This window comes from Planotetraspora sp. A-T 1434, assembly GCF_025420585.1.
In the GTDB taxonomy this organism is placed as follows: Bacteria; Actinomycetota; Actinomycetes; order Streptosporangiales; family Streptosporangiaceae; genus JAOEGB01.
Genome location: NZ_JAOEGB010000007.1, coordinates 52,677 through 67,094 on the forward strand (window position 1 = coordinate 52,677; position 14,418 = coordinate 67,094).

17 protein-coding genes are annotated in these 14,418 nt (G+C 72.2%); 8 read left to right on the plus strand and 9 right to left on the minus strand.

Annotation, left to right across the window (positions count from 1 at the left end; all coding sequences use genetic code 11):
• Positions 1-12 precede the first annotated feature (12 nt).
• The 8 genes from N5079_RS11120 (at position 13) to N5079_RS11155 (ending at position 5,694) form a co-directional block, all read left to right on the plus strand.
• Positions 13-405, plus strand: coding sequence for a DoxX-like family protein (locus N5079_RS11120; protein WP_261583545.1), 393 nt, complete (start codon positions 13-15; stop codon positions 403-405).
• On the plus strand, positions 402-1,295 hold the full coding sequence (locus tag N5079_RS11125) for a BtaA family protein (protein ID WP_261583546.1): 894 nt from the start codon (positions 402-404) through the stop codon (positions 1,293-1,295). The genes N5079_RS11120 and N5079_RS11125 overlap by 4 nt, the downstream gene beginning before the upstream one ends.
• Before the next feature lie 26 nt (positions 1,296-1,321).
• Positions 1,322-2,095, plus strand: coding sequence for a DUF2071 domain-containing protein (locus N5079_RS11130; RefSeq protein ID WP_261583547.1), 774 nt, complete (start codon positions 1,322-1,324; stop codon positions 2,093-2,095).
• Entirely contained in the window at positions 2,092-2,823 is a 732-nt protein-coding gene (locus N5079_RS11135) for a class I SAM-dependent methyltransferase (protein WP_261583548.1), read from the plus strand. Before N5079_RS11130 ends, N5079_RS11135 begins: the two co-directional genes overlap by 4 nt.
• Positions 2,820-3,242 carry a hypothetical protein gene (locus tag N5079_RS11140; protein ID WP_261583549.1) on the plus strand — a complete coding sequence of 141 codons (423 nt, stop codon included), beginning with the start codon at positions 2,820-2,822 and terminating at the stop codon, positions 3,240-3,242. The genes N5079_RS11135 and N5079_RS11140 overlap by 4 nt, the downstream gene beginning before the upstream one ends.
• Before the next feature lie 65 nt (positions 3,243-3,307).
• Positions 3,308-4,045 (plus strand): hypothetical protein, encoded by a 738-nt coding sequence (locus tag N5079_RS11145; RefSeq protein ID WP_261583550.1) that lies wholly within the window; start codon positions 3,308-3,310, stop codon positions 4,043-4,045.
• Positions 4,032-5,156, plus strand: a complete 1,125-nt coding sequence (locus N5079_RS11150) for a helix-turn-helix domain-containing protein (protein WP_261583551.1) — start codon at positions 4,032-4,034, stop codon at positions 5,154-5,156. The genes N5079_RS11145 and N5079_RS11150 overlap by 14 nt, the downstream gene beginning before the upstream one ends.
• A 52-nt stretch (positions 5,157-5,208) precedes the next feature.
• The gene (locus N5079_RS11155; RefSeq protein WP_261583552.1) at positions 5,209-5,694 is read left to right on the plus strand and encodes a GNAT family N-acetyltransferase; all 486 of its coding nucleotides are present in this window, start codon (positions 5,209-5,211) and stop codon (positions 5,692-5,694) included.
• On the opposite strand, the gene N5079_RS11160 is transcribed toward N5079_RS11155, so the two are convergent.
• The 9 genes from N5079_RS11160 to N5079_RS11200 all read right to left on the minus strand — a co-directional run bounded on the left by N5079_RS11160 (position 5,680) and on the right by N5079_RS11200 (position 14,399).
• Positions 5,680-6,501, minus strand: coding sequence for a PIG-L deacetylase family protein (locus N5079_RS11160; RefSeq protein ID WP_261583553.1), 822 nt, complete (start codon positions 6,499-6,501; stop codon positions 5,680-5,682). The two genes, N5079_RS11155 and N5079_RS11160, sit on opposite strands and share 15 nt — an antisense overlap.
• Positions 6,498-7,517: a sugar phosphate isomerase/epimerase family protein gene (locus tag N5079_RS11165; RefSeq protein WP_261583554.1), complete on the minus strand. Its 1,020-nt coding sequence runs from the start codon at positions 7,515-7,517 to the stop codon at positions 6,498-6,500. Before N5079_RS11165 ends, N5079_RS11160 begins: the two co-directional genes overlap by 4 nt.
• Positions 7,514-8,398 (minus strand): ABC transporter ATP-binding protein, encoded by an 885-nt coding sequence (locus tag N5079_RS11170; RefSeq protein WP_261583555.1) that lies wholly within the window; start codon positions 8,396-8,398, stop codon positions 7,514-7,516. Before N5079_RS11170 ends, N5079_RS11165 begins: the two co-directional genes overlap by 4 nt.
• On the minus strand, positions 8,395-9,327 hold the full coding sequence (locus N5079_RS11175) for an ABC transporter ATP-binding protein (protein WP_261583556.1): 933 nt from the start codon (positions 9,325-9,327) through the stop codon (positions 8,395-8,397). The genes N5079_RS11170 and N5079_RS11175 overlap by 4 nt, the downstream gene beginning before the upstream one ends.
• The gene (locus tag N5079_RS11180; protein ID WP_261583557.1) at positions 9,320-10,189 is read right to left on the minus strand and encodes an ABC transporter permease; all 870 of its coding nucleotides are present in this window, start codon (positions 10,187-10,189) and stop codon (positions 9,320-9,322) included. Before N5079_RS11180 ends, N5079_RS11175 begins: the two co-directional genes overlap by 8 nt.
• Entirely contained in the window at positions 10,186-11,169 is a 984-nt protein-coding gene (locus tag N5079_RS11185) for an ABC transporter permease (protein WP_261583558.1), read from the minus strand. Before N5079_RS11185 ends, N5079_RS11180 begins: the two co-directional genes overlap by 4 nt.
• A 3-nt stretch (positions 11,170-11,172) precedes the next feature.
• Positions 11,173-12,918: an ABC transporter substrate-binding protein gene (locus N5079_RS11190; protein ID WP_261583559.1), complete on the minus strand. Its 1,746-nt coding sequence runs from the start codon at positions 12,916-12,918 to the stop codon at positions 11,173-11,175.
• A gap of 19 nt (positions 12,919-12,937) precedes the next feature.
• Entirely contained in the window at positions 12,938-14,086 is a 1,149-nt protein-coding gene (locus tag N5079_RS11195) for an ROK family transcriptional regulator (RefSeq protein WP_261583560.1), read from the minus strand.
• Positions 14,087-14,195: 109 nt separating this feature from the next.
• Entirely contained in the window at positions 14,196-14,399 is a 204-nt protein-coding gene (locus tag N5079_RS11200) for a hypothetical protein (protein ID WP_261583561.1), read from the minus strand.
• Positions 14,400-14,418: the final 19 nt, after the last annotated feature.

Consider the following 14,418-nt stretch of genomic DNA (forward strand, 5'->3'; position numbering starts at 1 on the left):
TGAAGGGTTCCGATGGCACGGTCCTGGCTTACCGCGGCCCCGGTCGCGTTGTTGTGGCTCTACGAAGGCCTGTGGTGCAAGGTCTTTCCCGGCAGGGAGGACCAGCGCGCGATCGTGGCGGGAGTCCCGTTCCTTCCCGCCGGCGCGGTGACCCCGCTCCTTGTCGCGATCGGGCTCGCCGAGGCCGGCATCGGGGTGTGGGCGCTGAGCGGGTGGCGCCCCCACATGGCCGCGGTCGTCCAGACGGCCGTGGTCGCGACGGTCAACCTCGGCGGCCTGCTCTGGGGGTCGGACCACATTCCCGAACCGGCCCGGCTGGTCATCCAGGACATCGCGTTCATCGCGCTCGTCTGGATGGTCGCGGCCCAGCGGAGGCGACCCCTCCATCAGCGGGAGGCGCGGTGAGCGGCAATCCGTGGGCCCAGGGGCGCATCCTGGCAGGCGGCGCGCGCCCGCGCGTGCTGTTCGGCCGCATGTATGAAGACCCCGGCGTCGAGCTCTCCGTCTTCCCCCCACCGGGCGCCCGGGTCCTGTGTGTCGCCTCGGCCGGGGACACCGCCGCCGCCCTCGCCGGCGCGGGCTACGAGGTCACGGCGGTCGACGTCAACCCGGTCCAGCTCGAATACGCGCGTGGCCGCCTTGAGCGGGGCGCGCCCGCCGTGGACGGCACGGCCGAGCGGATGCTGGCGACGGGCCGCGCGGCGGCGGCCGCTCTGCTCCCCGCGTGGCGCCGCCCGTCGCTGGAGCGGTTCCTCCGGCTCGACGATCCGTTTGAGCAGGCCCGGCAGTGGCGGACGAGCCTCGACGGCCCGGGCCTGCGGCTGCTGATGGGCGCGGCGCTCCGGCCCGCCGGTGCGATGGCCGCCGCGCTGCGGCCCGCCTTCCGCGGCGTCGTTCCGGCCAGGTTCGACCTGGCGCTCCGCCGCCGCATCGCGGGCGGCGTGAGCCGCCATCCCAACGCGCGCAATCCGTGGGCGTGGCGGCTGCTGCTCGGCCACGAGATCCTCCCGGCCGCGAAGCCCGCCGGGCCTCCGGTGAAGCTGGTGGAGGCCGACGTGGCCGGCCATCTCGAACGCGTGGCGCCCGGCACGTACGACGCGGTGACCCTGTCCAACGTCCTCGACGGCCCGGGCCCGGCCTTCGCACGGCGCCTGCGGGCCGCCGTCCGGCATGCCGTACGTCCGGGCGGGGTGGCGGTGCTGCGCAGCTTCCGTGAGCCGGCCGCCTCCGGGCCGGGCCGGGCCGCCGACGAACGGTCGATGCTGTGGGGCGTCGTGCGGGTGATCGGGCTGTGAGATACCTGGCTGTGAGAGACCTGGCTGTGAGAGAACTGCTGCGGCGCCATCCACTGCCGATCCGGGCCCGGTTCGCGCACTCGCTCGTGCTGACCTACGCGCTGCCGCCCGAGGTGCTCGCCCCCTTGGTGCCGCCCGGGCTGGCGCTGGACACCTACACGGACCGGTCGGGGGTCGAGCACGGGTTCGTCGCCGTCGGACTGGTGGACACCCGCCGGCTGCGGCCCGCCTTCCTTCCCTTCGGCGGCGACCATCTGCTGACCGGCTACCGGATCTTCACCCGGTTCCGCACGCCCGGCGGCCGGACCATGCGCGGCCTGCGTATCCTGCGGAGCGACACGGGCAGCCGCCTGATGGTCATGGGCGGGAACCTGCTCACCCGCTATCACTACCGGCTCGCCCGGATGGTCTCCCGGGCCGGGGACGGCGCCCTGGAGTTCGAGGTGGTCAGCGCCGACGGCCGCGCGGACCTGCGGGTCCGGGCCGACCTGGCCGGAGCCCCGGCGCCGCTGCCCGAGGGGAGCCCGTTCGCCTGCGCGCGGGACGCCCGGCGCTTCGCCGGGCCGCTGCCGTACACCTTCGAGCACGAGCCGCGGACCGGCGCGATCGTGGTGGTCAAGGCTTTCCGCACGCGCTGGGAGCCCGAGCCGGTCGCGGTCGAGGTCGGCGGGCTCACCTTCTTCGACCACGGGCCGTTCGCCGGGAGCGCGCCCGTCCTCGCCAACGCCTTCCATGTCGCGGATGTCGAGTACGGCTGGCATCGCGGCGTGCGCCGCACCCCTGACGGAGGAGAGCTGTGACCCATGGACCATCCGGCGCCCGGGAGGTCGTCGTCTACAACTGGCCGCTCTACGCGGCCGGCGCCGCCTGCGCGGTGGCGGGGGCCGCCGCAGCACGCCGGCTGCCGGGCGCCCCGCGAGCAGCGGCGCGCGGGGGCGCGCTGCTCGCGGCGGGCTGGCTGCTCAGCAGCGTCGCCGCGAGCTGGTGGGTCTACGACCGGTCCGGGCTGCACGCTTACACCTGGCTGCCCGATCTGCTGCCGGACGGGCCGGGGGACCACCTCGTGGTCTCCGGAGGACTCGACGAGGCCAGCCTGCCGCTCTCCGCCCATGGCAGGCAGACCGTGGCGGACCTGGGCCTCGCCACCACGGGCTCGCTCCGGCGTGCCCGCGACCGGGTTCCGCCGTCGCCGCGGGCAGTGGCCGCTCGCCCCGATCGCCTGCCGGTGGAGTCCGCGTCGCAGGACACGGTGTTCCTGGTCTTCGCCGCGCACGAGCTGCGCCGGCCGCGTGACCGGGAGAGCCTGTTCGCCGAATGCGCCAGGGCGCTCCGGCCGGGCGGCGCGCTGATCCTGGTCGAGCATCTGCGGGACGCCGCCAACGCGGCCGTCTACGGCCCCGGCTCCTTTCACTTCTTCCCGCGCGCGGAGTGGCTTCGGGTGGCGGGCCGCGCCGGACTGCGGACTTCCGCCGAGCGGCGGATCGGCACGTTCGTCACCGCGTTCGCCTTCCTTCGGGACCCGGCGTGAGCGGCCTGCTGGAGCTGGAGACCCAGCTGCGCCTGGTCGGCGTCGCGCTGCTCGGCATGGGCGCGTTCCACGCGGTGCTCCCCCGGCTGATCGGCTGGCCCGCCGACCTCGCCCCCACCAGCCTGCTGACCCGCCAGATCGCCTACGCCCACACCTTCTTCATCGGCCTGACCTGTGTGTGCCTGGGGTTGCCGCCGCTCCTGCTGACCGCCGACCTCCTGTCTGGCTCCCGGCTGGGGACCGCGCTGCTGGCGGGGCAGACGGCCTTCTGGGCGACCCGCCTGGTGTTCGAGTTCGCCGTGTTCTCTCCCCGCATCTGGCGAGGGGACCGCTTCCGGACTGCCGGTCACATCGCGTTGTCGATCCTCTGGACCTGGGTTACGGCGATCTTCGCCACGGCCCTGCTACAGGCGCTATGATGCCCGGAAATGAAGTGCCGGCGATGATCGTCTGATGCTGGGCCAAGTGGAAACGGGGGTTGCCGATGAGCTTCGAAACGTCCTCATGGGCCGTGGGGCGCTTCGGCGACCGCGCCGACTTCGTGCGACAGCAGCTCGTCACGTCGCTGCTGGAGGCCATGGGCAACGCGCAGGACGCGCAGCGGTGGTCCCGCAGCGACAAGCGCTTCCCTTATGGGCAGACCATGATGACCAGGCGCTACGAGGCGCTGGTCGAGGGCTTCCGCAACGAGCCGGGCTTCCAGATGGTCAAGCCCTACGGCTCGCCGCATCACCTGGTGGTCCTCGACGGCAACCTGCTGCTGCCGTTCCGCTACGGCGAGGACGACACCACGCCCATCACGGAGGCCCGGGTCACCGACGGCCGCATCTCCGCGCTGGCCAGAGAGCTGTTCACCCGGTACGGCCCGGCGGCGTCCTACCGGCAGCTGACCCTCGAGGACGAGGCCGAGCTCGCGGAGGTCCGTCCCACTCTGGCCGGCCTCCCGGACGACACCCGTCTCGTCCCCGTCGCCTACGCGGGCAACGCCCAGGCGGGGCTGCTCCGGCTCTACTGGGGCGAGGCGGAGCTGATCGACGAGTTCGGCAGGCTCCGATGGCATCACTACGAGCCGATCCCGCTCCTGACGGCTCACACCGCGACCCTTCTACCGGCTCAGCCCGGCACCGCCACGCGCTTCGACCACGGCGCCGTTCCGGACCTCGGCCTGAGCCCGAGGGAGTCCCAGCGGACCGCGGTCGCCGGCGGCGATGAGCGCCCCTAGCCCGCAGGCCGTGGCGGACGCCTTCGACCCCGCGCGGCTCACCCAGGCCCGGCGTCTGGCCGGGATGACGAAGAAGGACCTCGCCGAGCGGATCGGTGTCACGCCCGCCGCCGTGGGACAGTACGAGACCGGCATGACCCGCCCGAGGGGCGACCTGGTCCCCCGCCTCGCCGGCGTTCTCGGCGTCCCGTTGGCGTTCTTCCTGATGGGCCGCCCGCACGGCAAGCTCGACGGGTCCATGGCCCATTTCCGGAGCCTGCGCTCGACCCGGGCCCACCAGCGGGCCAAGGCGGTCGCGTTCGTCGAGCAGGTGTGGGAGCTCGCGCACGCCCTCGAACGACGCGTACGGCTGCCGCACGTGGACCTGCCCGGATTCTCGGGCGGCGAGGTCCACCCCCTGGCCCGTGACCCCGCCGAGGCCGCCCGCGCCCTGCGCCGGCTCTGGGGGCTGGGCGCCGGGCCGCTGTCCCACATCGTCCGGCACCTGGAGGCCCACGGGATCATCGTGGTCTTCCCGCCCCCGGACGAGGACGCCGCCACGGTCGACGCGTTCTCCACGTCCCAGCTGCCCCGGCCGATCGTCGTCCTCACCGCCAACCGGTTCGACGACATCCACCGCTACCGGTTCACCGCGGCGCACGAGCTGGGCCATCTGGTCCTGCACGGGGACACCGCCTCCGGAGACACCCAGCAGGAGCGGGAGGCCGACGTCTTCGCCGCGGAGTTCCTCACCCCGCGCGACAGCATCCTCCCGGAGCTGCCCAAACGGCTCGACCTGCGGAGGCTCGTCGAGCTCAAGCACACCTGGGGCGTGTCGGTCGACTCCCTGCTGTACCGGTGCCGGGAGGTGGGCCTGATCTCCGACTCCGCCGCGGGCCGGGCCTACCAGCGGCTCAAGACGCTGCGCGACCAGCCCGGATTCGCCGCCGAGCCGATAAGCGGCTATCCCGGCGAGCAGCCGATGCTGCTCCGCCAGGCGTTCGACCTCGCCGTCGCCGAGACCGGCCTGACCATGCCGCGGCTCGCCGCCCAGCTGGCCTGGCCGATTCCCCGGGTCCGCGAGCTGCTCGGCATGCCCGACCAGCGGCCCGCTCTGCGCATCGTCCCGTGACGCCAAGCGGTCACCCAGCCCGCGCCAAGACGGCCGGGCCAGGCTGGGCCGCATGCCGTTCCTACCGAGAACCCATGAGATCCCGGCCGGTGTGGAGCACGAGCGCTTCCACATCCGGCCGATCACCGTGCACGACGCCGTGCGCGACTTCGACGCCGTGATGAGCAGCGCGGCCCGGCTGCGGGAGCGCTTCCCGCTGTGGGGCTGGCCGCCCCCGGCCATGACGCTGGAGGACAACCTCGTCGACCTGGCCTGGCACCAGAAGGAGGCCAGGCTCCGCCGGTCGTTCAACTACGCCGTGGTGAGCCCCGACGGGTCGCGCCTGCTCGGATGCGTGTACATCGACCCTCCCGAGAAGCGGGGAGCCGACGCCGACGTGTCGTTCTGGGTACGCGCCGACGAGGAGGACACCGGCCTGGAGGAGGAGCTGGAGCGGGTCGTCCGCGCCTGGCTCCGCGATGCCTGGCCGTACGCCGAGGTCCGCTGGCCGGGGAGGGACCTGTCCTGGGAGGAGTGGGATCTCCTACCCTCCGAATAGCGGCAGCAGCCGGCGGATCTCGGCGTCCGTGGCCTGGCGGCCGTAGCCGGCGAGCTTGAACGTCTCGGCGTGGCGGACCTTCTCGGCGTGCTCGTCCCCGTAGAAGCGGGCCAGGGCCGGCCGCATGGGGTCTCCGGCCAGCATGAACTCCGCCCAGTGGGTCAGCACGAACTCGCGCCGCTCCGGCCAGGAGTCCTCCGGGGGCACCTGGTCGAGGAACCCGCGCTCGAACGGCGCGAACTCGAAGAACTGCGTCGCGTGGGCGGCGCACGCGAGGAGCTTCTCCTCCATCACGCCGTCCACGTCGACGGCCACGTCGTGCCGGTGGCAGTCGCCCGTGCCGTAGTCGGTCATCAGCAGGCACAGCGGCGCGCGGTCGAGCGCGGGCTTGTCCGGCACGACGTTCGGCACGGAGCAGAACGCGACGGCGTCCCGCACGACGCGCCCGGCAGCCCGGTTGTCGGGGTGCCCGGCGCAGTCGTCGTGGAACGCGATGACCACGTCGGCGCGCCAGTCGCGGATCACCTCGATCACCCTCTTGCGAATTTCGATCGAGGCTTCCAGCTCGCCGTCGTGGGTGTCCCAGATCTGGTATTCGAGGACGCCGAGGTGCTCGGCCGCGCGGACCGCCTCCTTGGCGCGGCGCCGGGCGAGGGTGATGCGCTCCAGCGCGAAGTGACCGGCGTCGCCGTTGGTCAGCGACAGGAACTTGACCGCGTGACCCTCCCTCGCGAGCGCGGCCGCCGTCCCTCCGGCGTACATGTCCGCCTCATCCGGGTGGGCGCCCACAACGAGGACCTTGGTCATTGGGTTTCCTTTCTGATCGCGCGCAGCGTCTCGGCGGAGCGCGCGATGAACGCGAGCTGCCGGTCGACGCCGTAGGGGTCGGTGTAGTAGTCGTCGGGCCCCGGCATGACGCCTTCCCGGACCCGCTCCTCGCACAGCCGCGCGAGGCGGACCAGTTCGAGGAGCTCTCCAACGTCGAGGTCGGGATGGGCCCGCCGCCAGGAAGGGTCGTAGATCGGGATGTCGTTCCAGTCGCGGGACGTGGCGTTCTCGATGGTGAGGTTGACCGATGGGTCCAGCTCCGCCAGCACGGCGTGCCAGTCGATGACCCCGTCGCCGCAGGCGCGGATCTGGCGTTCGAGGCCGCGCGGCGTCTGGAACAGGGTCACGTCGCGCATGTGGGTCTTGCGGACGAGCGGGCCGAGGCGCCGGGTCGCGGCGACGGGGTCCTCCCCGCGGACGACGACGTTGGCGAGGTCGAGGGTCACGCCCAGGACGTCGACGGCGTCCGCCAGGCGCAGGATCTCGGTGGTGGTGATCTCCTCGTGGGTCTCCATGGCCAGCCAGGCGCCGTGGTCCCGCACGACGGGCGCCAGCCTGAGGAGGAACTTCCGCGTCGCCTCCAGCTGGTCCTCCCAGACGACGTCGGTGCGGAACCGGTCGTTGGCCTGCAGGCCCCACTCGTGCCGCTGGTAGTTGGCGGTGTCGCACCACAGCGACACGCATCCGGCCGCCGCGCACGCCTCGACCATCCGGGTCATCCCGAGGAGGTAGTCGCCGTCGCCGGCCGCGCGCACCTCGGGCGCCTCCGCCGTGTTGTACGGATTGACCTTCCCGAGCCCCATCTCCAGATAGAGGCCGAGATCGCCGGCGAGGTCGCGCAGGTCGGCCAGCAGCCCCTTGTCCAGGGCCGGCGTGACGTCGAGGACGGTCCGGAAGAACACCCCGTCGTATCCCAGCTCGTGACAGCGGACGAGCAGGTCGAGCGGGCCGCGCCCCTCGGCGGGGAACTTGCGGCCGTCGATCCCGACCTTCATAGCGGGGCTCCTTCCACGTGGCAGCGGAGCCACCGGCCCGGGGAAGGCTCGGTGGCGAGTGGCGCGACCGGGGGCATGGTGCGGCCGCACTCGGCCACGGCGACCGGGCAGCGCGCGGCGAACGGGCAGCCCGCCTCCCCGGCCTGTACGGTCCCCGCCGCTGGCGCCGGGTCCAGGGACGATCCGGGAACCGACGCGAGCAGCAGCCGCGTGTACGGGTGCCGGGGGTCGTCGAGCAGCTCCTCCGCCGGCGCCGACTCGACGGCGTAGCCCGCGAACATGACCACCACCCGGTCGGCGAGGTAGCGGGCGCTGACCAGGTCGTGGGTGATGTAGAGGAGCGCCACGCCCTCGTCGTCACGCAGGCGGGCCATGAGGTTGAGGATCTCCACCCGGACCGACATGTCGAGCATGGAGACGGGCTCGTCGGCGACGATCAGCCGGGGCGCGGACGCGAGCGCGCGGGCCGTGCCGACGCGCTGGCGCTCGCCTCCGGAGAGCTCGTGCGGGCGCCGCCGGACGAACCGCTCCCCCAGCCCGACGCGCTCCAGGAGCGTGACCACCTCCCTGTCCACGTCCGGGACGCGCCGCCCGGACCGGATCACGGCCCGGCGGAGGTGGTGGCCGATGTCGTGGGCCGGGTTGAGCGACCCGAAGACGTCCTGGAAGATCATCTGTGGCCGTCCGGAGACCGTCACCGATCCCTCGGACGGGCGCGTGAGGCCCACGATGATCCGGCCGAGCGTGGTCTTGCCGCTCCCCGACTCCCCCACAACCGCGACGATCTCGGCGGGATCGACCGCCAGGGAGACGTCGCGGACCGCCTTCACCGGGCCGAAGTCCTTCCTCAGCCCGCGCGCCGTCACAACGGCCTCGCTCATGACGCCTCCCAACACGCGACCACGCGGTCCCCAAGCGGAAGCAGCGCGGGCTGCTCGGTCCGGCAGACGTCCACCGCGACCGGGCAGCGGGGATGGAACCGGCAGCCGGGCGGCGGAGCCTGCGGGTCGGGCGGCCTGCCGGGCAGCCCGGCTATCCGCCCCTTCCCGAGGCCGGGCACCGACGCGACCAGCCTCCGCGAGTAGGGGTGTTCCTGGCTCAGCCGGAAGTCGGCGGCCTTCGCCACCTCGCAGAGCCTCCCGGCGTACATGACGGCGACCCGATCGGCGGTCTCCAGGAGGAGCGGCAGGTCGTGCGTGATGAACAGCACGGCGAAGCCGAGCTCGGCCTGGAGCGCCCTGATCTGGCCGATCAGCTCGTGCTGGACGACGACGTCCAGCGCGGTGGTGGGCTCGTCCATGACGACCAGGCGGGGACGGAGGGCGAGGGCCATCGCGATGGCGACCCGCTGCCGCATCCCGCCGGACAGCTCGTGCGGGTACGCGCGGACCCTGCGCCGGTCGATGCCCACCAGGTCGAGCAGGTCGGCGGGGCTCCGGCCGGGCGCGTGTCCCCGCCCGAGGGCCTCGGCGAGCTGCCGCTCGATCCGCAGCACGGGGTTGAGCGCGTTGAGCGAGTTCTGCATCACCATCGAGACCACCCGCCAGCGGAGGTCCCTCACCTCGGCGTCGCTCATGGTGAGGACATCCGCGCCGTCGACCAGGACCTGGCCGCCCGTGATGTAGCCGGGCGGGCGCAGCAGGCGGGTGAGCGCCTGGGCGACGGTCGACTTGCCGCAGCCCGACTCCCCCGCCAGGCCGAGGAACTCGCCCTCGGCCACGTCGAGGTCGAGGCCGTCGACGACGCTCACGGACCCGGACTCCGCGGCGTACCGCACCCGCAGGTCGCGGACTCGCAGCAGATCAGGCATCGCGCACCACCGGAGTCACGAGCACGGCGCTCCGCTGCCGCATGCCGATGGCCTGGCGGAGCAGGTCGGAGGCCCGGAGCCGGGGGTTGGTCCGCTCGTCCACGGCGTGGTTGATCAGGGCGAGCGAGAAGGCCGTCAGCGCGATGCCGAGGCCGGGGATGACGAACGTCCACCACGCGCCCTGCAGGAGCGCCGAGCCGTTCTGCGCCCAGAACAGCATGGTGCCCCAGGTCACCTGACCGCTGTCGCCGAGTCCGAGGAACTCCAGCGACGCCTCGGCGCCCACGGCGAAGATCACCTGGTTGACGAAGAAGGCGGCGACGATCGACAGCATGTTGGGCAGCAACTCGACCGCGAGGACGCGCCACCGCGACTCCCCCGCCAGCCGCGCGGCGGCGATGAACTCCCGCTGCCGCAGGCTGAGCGCCTGCGAGCGGAACAGCCGCGCGCCGAACGCCCATCCGGTGAGGCTCAGCACCGCGACGATCGTCACCGGCCCGGGAGGGAGGAACGCGGCCAGCACCACGATGAGCGGCAGGCCGGGCAGCACGAGGAACACATTGGTCAGCGACGAGAGCACGTCGTCGGTCCGGCCGCCGGCGTAGGCCGCGAGCAGGCCGACCGCGAGGCTGATGAGCGTCGTGATCAGGGCGACCGCGAACGCGATGAGCAGCGAGACGCGGCAGCCGTACAGGAACTGGCTGAGCACGTCCTGCCCCTGGCCGGTGGTGCCGAACAGGTGGGCCGCCGACGGCGGCTCGTTGATGCCGCCCACGCCCTTCGCGGGGTCGTAGGGCGCCAGCGGCGGGCCGAGGGCCGCGCAGAGCGCCAGCAGGACGAGGGTGACGACCCCGAACCTCATGCCGCCACCACCTGCCGGACGCGCGGGTCGAGCAGGGCGTACAGAGAGTCCACGATGAAGTTCGCGGCCAGGACCGACAGTGTGATGATCAGAAAGAGCGCCTGCATGAGCGGATAGTCCACGGTCGTGACGGCCTGAAGGAGCAGGAAGCCGAGGCCGGGATAGGAGAAGACGATCTCGGTGAGGATCTGCCCGCTGAAGACCATGCCGACGGCCATCCCCAGCATGGTCACGTTGGGGAGCAGCGCGTTGCGCACCGCGTGCCGCAGCAGGATGTGCCGGGGCGCGAGGCCCTTCGCCTCGGCGAGCGTCAGGTAGTCCTCGGACAGGACGCCGACCATCGCGTTGCGCATGTTCAGCGTCCAGCTTCCGACCGACACCAGCACGATGGTGAAGACGGGCAGGGCCAGATGGGTGGCCACGCTCCCGGCGAACTCCAGCGTGAGCGCCGGCTCCAGGCCGTCGTCGTAGGCGTGCCCGAGCGGGAACACGCCCCAGTCGAACGCCAGCAGGTACATCAGGAGCAGCGCCAGGAAGAAGTAGGGAAAGGAGCCGACGAAGATCAGGCTCGGCGGCGCGACCCGGTCGACGATCCCCGACCTGCGCCAGGCGGCCACCGCCCCGAGCGCGCAGCCGATGACGAAGCTCGCCGCGACGCTCACCACGCCGAGGAGGATCGACCAGCCGAGCCCGGTCGCGATGACGTCGGTCACCGGTGACGGGAACTGCGACAGCGACACCCCGAGGTCGCCGTGCAGGAGGGCCCACAGGTAGCGGCCGTACTGCACGACGAGCGGGTCGTCGGTGAGCCCGTACGCCTCCCGGAGCCCGTCCAGCGCCGCCGGGGTGAGCTGGGTCGAGTAGTTGGCGAACATCGTGCTCGCCGGATCTCCGGGGGCGAGCCGCGGGAGGAAGAAGTTCACGCTGACCGCGACGAAGGCCGCGAGCGCGTAGAAGCCCAGCCTGCGCAGGAGGTACACCGGCTACACCGACCGCAGCTTCGGGTAGACGAGGAACGTCGACGGGGTGCTCTGGAGGGTGAGCGGCGCGTACGGATCCTTCTCGGTGGGGAAGCCGGTGACGCGCCGGGTGTTGTACAGCCCCCAGTCGGGCTGCTCGTAGAGCGGGACGACCGGGGCCTCGCGGGAGAACAGGGCCTCCAACTGCTTGGAGAGCGCCTGCTGGGCGGCGAGATCCGGAGTGGCGGCGAACTCCGCGAGCAGCTTGTCCGCCTCGGCGCTCTTGTACCGCTGGACGTTGAGCGCGGAGGCCGTGCCGACGGGCTTGTAGGTCGCGCTCGACATCATGCCGCGGAAGAACTCGAACGGCGTGGCCGTCCGCTCCGCGCTGCCCAGGGTCAGGTCGAACCTGCCCTGGTAGGTGGAGTCGGTCCAGGTTTCGTAGGCGATGGTCTTGAGCTCGACCCGGATGCCGACCTCCTTGAGGTTGTCTGCGACGCACTGCGAGGAGGAGATCCAGTCGTTCCAGCCGGTCGGCACGATGATCGAGAGCTTGAGCGGCGTGCCGTCGGGCAGCGTGCGGAATCCGTCGGCGCCCTTCTTGAGCCCCGCCTCGTCGAGCAGCGCGCCCGCCTTCGCGGCGTCGTGGCCGACCCACGACGCGCCCTCCTGGACCACGGCGGGGTCGATCCAGTCCTTGTACGGCCCGCTCGGCAGGCCCGTGGCGTTCGCCGGGGCGCTCTTGCCCCAGACGGCGATGTCGATCATCCGCTGCCGGTCGAGCGCCAGGCTGACCGCCTTGCGGACGCGGACGTCGTCGAACGGCTTCTTCTCGGTGTTGAGCATGAGATAGACGCAGGTCGTGCGCGGCCACCAGTAGCCGAAGTGCTGGGGATCGCGCGAGACGAAGGTCTTGTCCGGGTCGGGGACCAGGCCGCCCCAGTCGATCTGGCCGCCGATCGTGGCCGCGCTGATCTGGTCGTTGCCGGAGAAGGCCGGGATGTTGAGGCCGCCGACGCCGAGCTTCTGCCAGTAGTGGGGGTTGGCGGTGAGCTGGTACCGCTGGGGCTGGAAGCTCTTGACGACCGTGAACGGGCCGGTGGCGACGGGGTCGGGATTGGTGTGCTTGACCGGGTCGGGGATCGACGACCAGACGTGCTCGGGCACCACGAACTGGCTGACCAGGATGTAGAGCGCGGGCGAGTACGGCTTCGTCAGGGTGAAGCGCACGGTCGCCGGGTCGACCGCCTCGACCGAGGCGAGGTAGTCCTCCCAGGCCCCCGACGCGGGCCCGATCAGGCCCTTGTTCCGCTTCATCAGCTCGAACGTGAACACGACGTCGGACGCCTGGAACGACTTCCCGTCGGACCACTTCACGTCGTTCCTGAGCGTCAGGTCGAGCCGCGTGGGGCCGTTCCACTCGGCCTTGCTCGCGATCCAGGGGTCCAGCTTGCCGGTGGCCGAGTTGTTGATCATCAGCGGCTCGTACATGGCCTTGAGGGCGGCCCAGCGCGAGGTCGGGGAGAACGGGTTGAAGTTGCGGGTGAAGTTGCGGCTGCTCTCGGCGACGAGCGTCACGAGCGCGGTTCCGGCCGGCCGGCCGGAGGGCGAGGTCTTCGACGGGGTGGTGGATCCGCAGGCGGTCGCCGCGACACCCAGGGCGAGGACGCCCGCGCCTCCGATGAAGGCGCGACGGGTAACGGGGCGGGAGACGGGCTCGCGGGAGACGTGGGGGCAGAAGGCGGGGTGACGGGTGACGGTGTGGCGCATGTCTACCTCATTGGGGGTTCTACCGACCGGCTGTGCCGGCGGTGAAGAGCTGCTCACGGGCCAGGGAAAGGGCGAACTCGACCGCGCCCGCCCGTACGGCGTTGCCGCTCACCGTGCTGGTCGCGAGCGGGGTCTGAGCCAGCGGCGTGCCCGCGAGCCGGGCGGCGACCCGCTCGCGTAACGCCTTGCCGCCGGCACGGCACAGTGGCCCCCCGAGAACCACCAGGTCGGGGTCGAGGACCCCGATGACGCCGGTCAGCGCGACGGCGACACGGGCGGCGAGGTCGGCGAGGAAGGCGGGGTGACCGCCCGTTATCGCGTCATCCGCCCCGAGACCGTGTGCCTGGGCCAGCGCGGCGACGGCCTCCGCGCCGAGGATCTGGTCGAGCGGGCCGCCCTCCGGCCCGAAGACGCGGCCCACCTCCACGGGGTCGGGCACCACGACCGAGCCGATCTCGCCGCTCCGGCCGGTGGCGCCGCGCCAGAGCGCGCCCTTGAGCACGACTCCCGCGCCGATCCCCTGGCCCAGCCAGAAGAGCACGAAGTTCTCGGCGCCGACGGCCGCGCCCTTGACCATCTCCTCCACGGCGACGAGGTTGACGTCGTTCTCCATGTGGACCCGGTCGTTGCCGAGCGCGGCGCGGAGCGGACCGAGCGGGTGCACGTCGCTCCAGCTCGGCACCTGGATCGCCGAGGCCAGCCGGTCGCCGTTGACGTCCACGACTCCGGGCATCCCGATGATGATCCGGTCGAGATCGCTCACCTGGATGCCCGCGGCCGTGGTGGCGTCCGTGAGGGCGGCGGACAACGTCTCGATCGCGTCGTACGGCTCCGGCGTCGGTATGCGGCGCTCCCCGACGATCTCGCCGGTGAGATCGGCCACCGCCACGTCGAGGGCGGACGGTGTGACGTCCACTCCCGCGACGTAGGAGGAGGACCCGTCCAGGGTCCACATGTGGGCGGCCGGGCCCGCGCTGCCCGGCTTCCGGCCGCCCTTGCGCACGAGCCGAGCCGACTCCAGACGCCGGAGCACCTCGGCCGTGGCGGCTTTCGACAGGCCGGTGAGGCTCTCCAGTTCGCCACGGGTGAGCGGCCCGCGGCCCAGGAGCAACTCCAGGGTGGCGCGCTCGTTGAGGGTCCGCAGGAATCGGGGGCTACCGGCCGGCATCGGCTTCATCCTTAATCGTCTGGATAGTTTCTAGACGGTTAGCGGGATGCTAGAAGCTGCGGCTTTGCGCGTCAATGCCCACGAAGGAGGTTCCGAGAGGAGTTCGGACCTACAGGGGATCCACCCGGCGGAGGAACCCGCGCGCGTCGAGGAAGTCGGCGAGCGACTGGCGGTGGTCCTCGCAGGCCATCCAGACCTTCTCCCGCTCGGGCGGGTGGATCTTGGGGTTGTTCCAGACAACGGCGTACACCGCCACGGCCCCACAGCCCCTCGCCGAGCAGACCAGCGGCTCCCCCATCGGCAGCCCCGCCATGAACCAAGCCTAGTGGAGC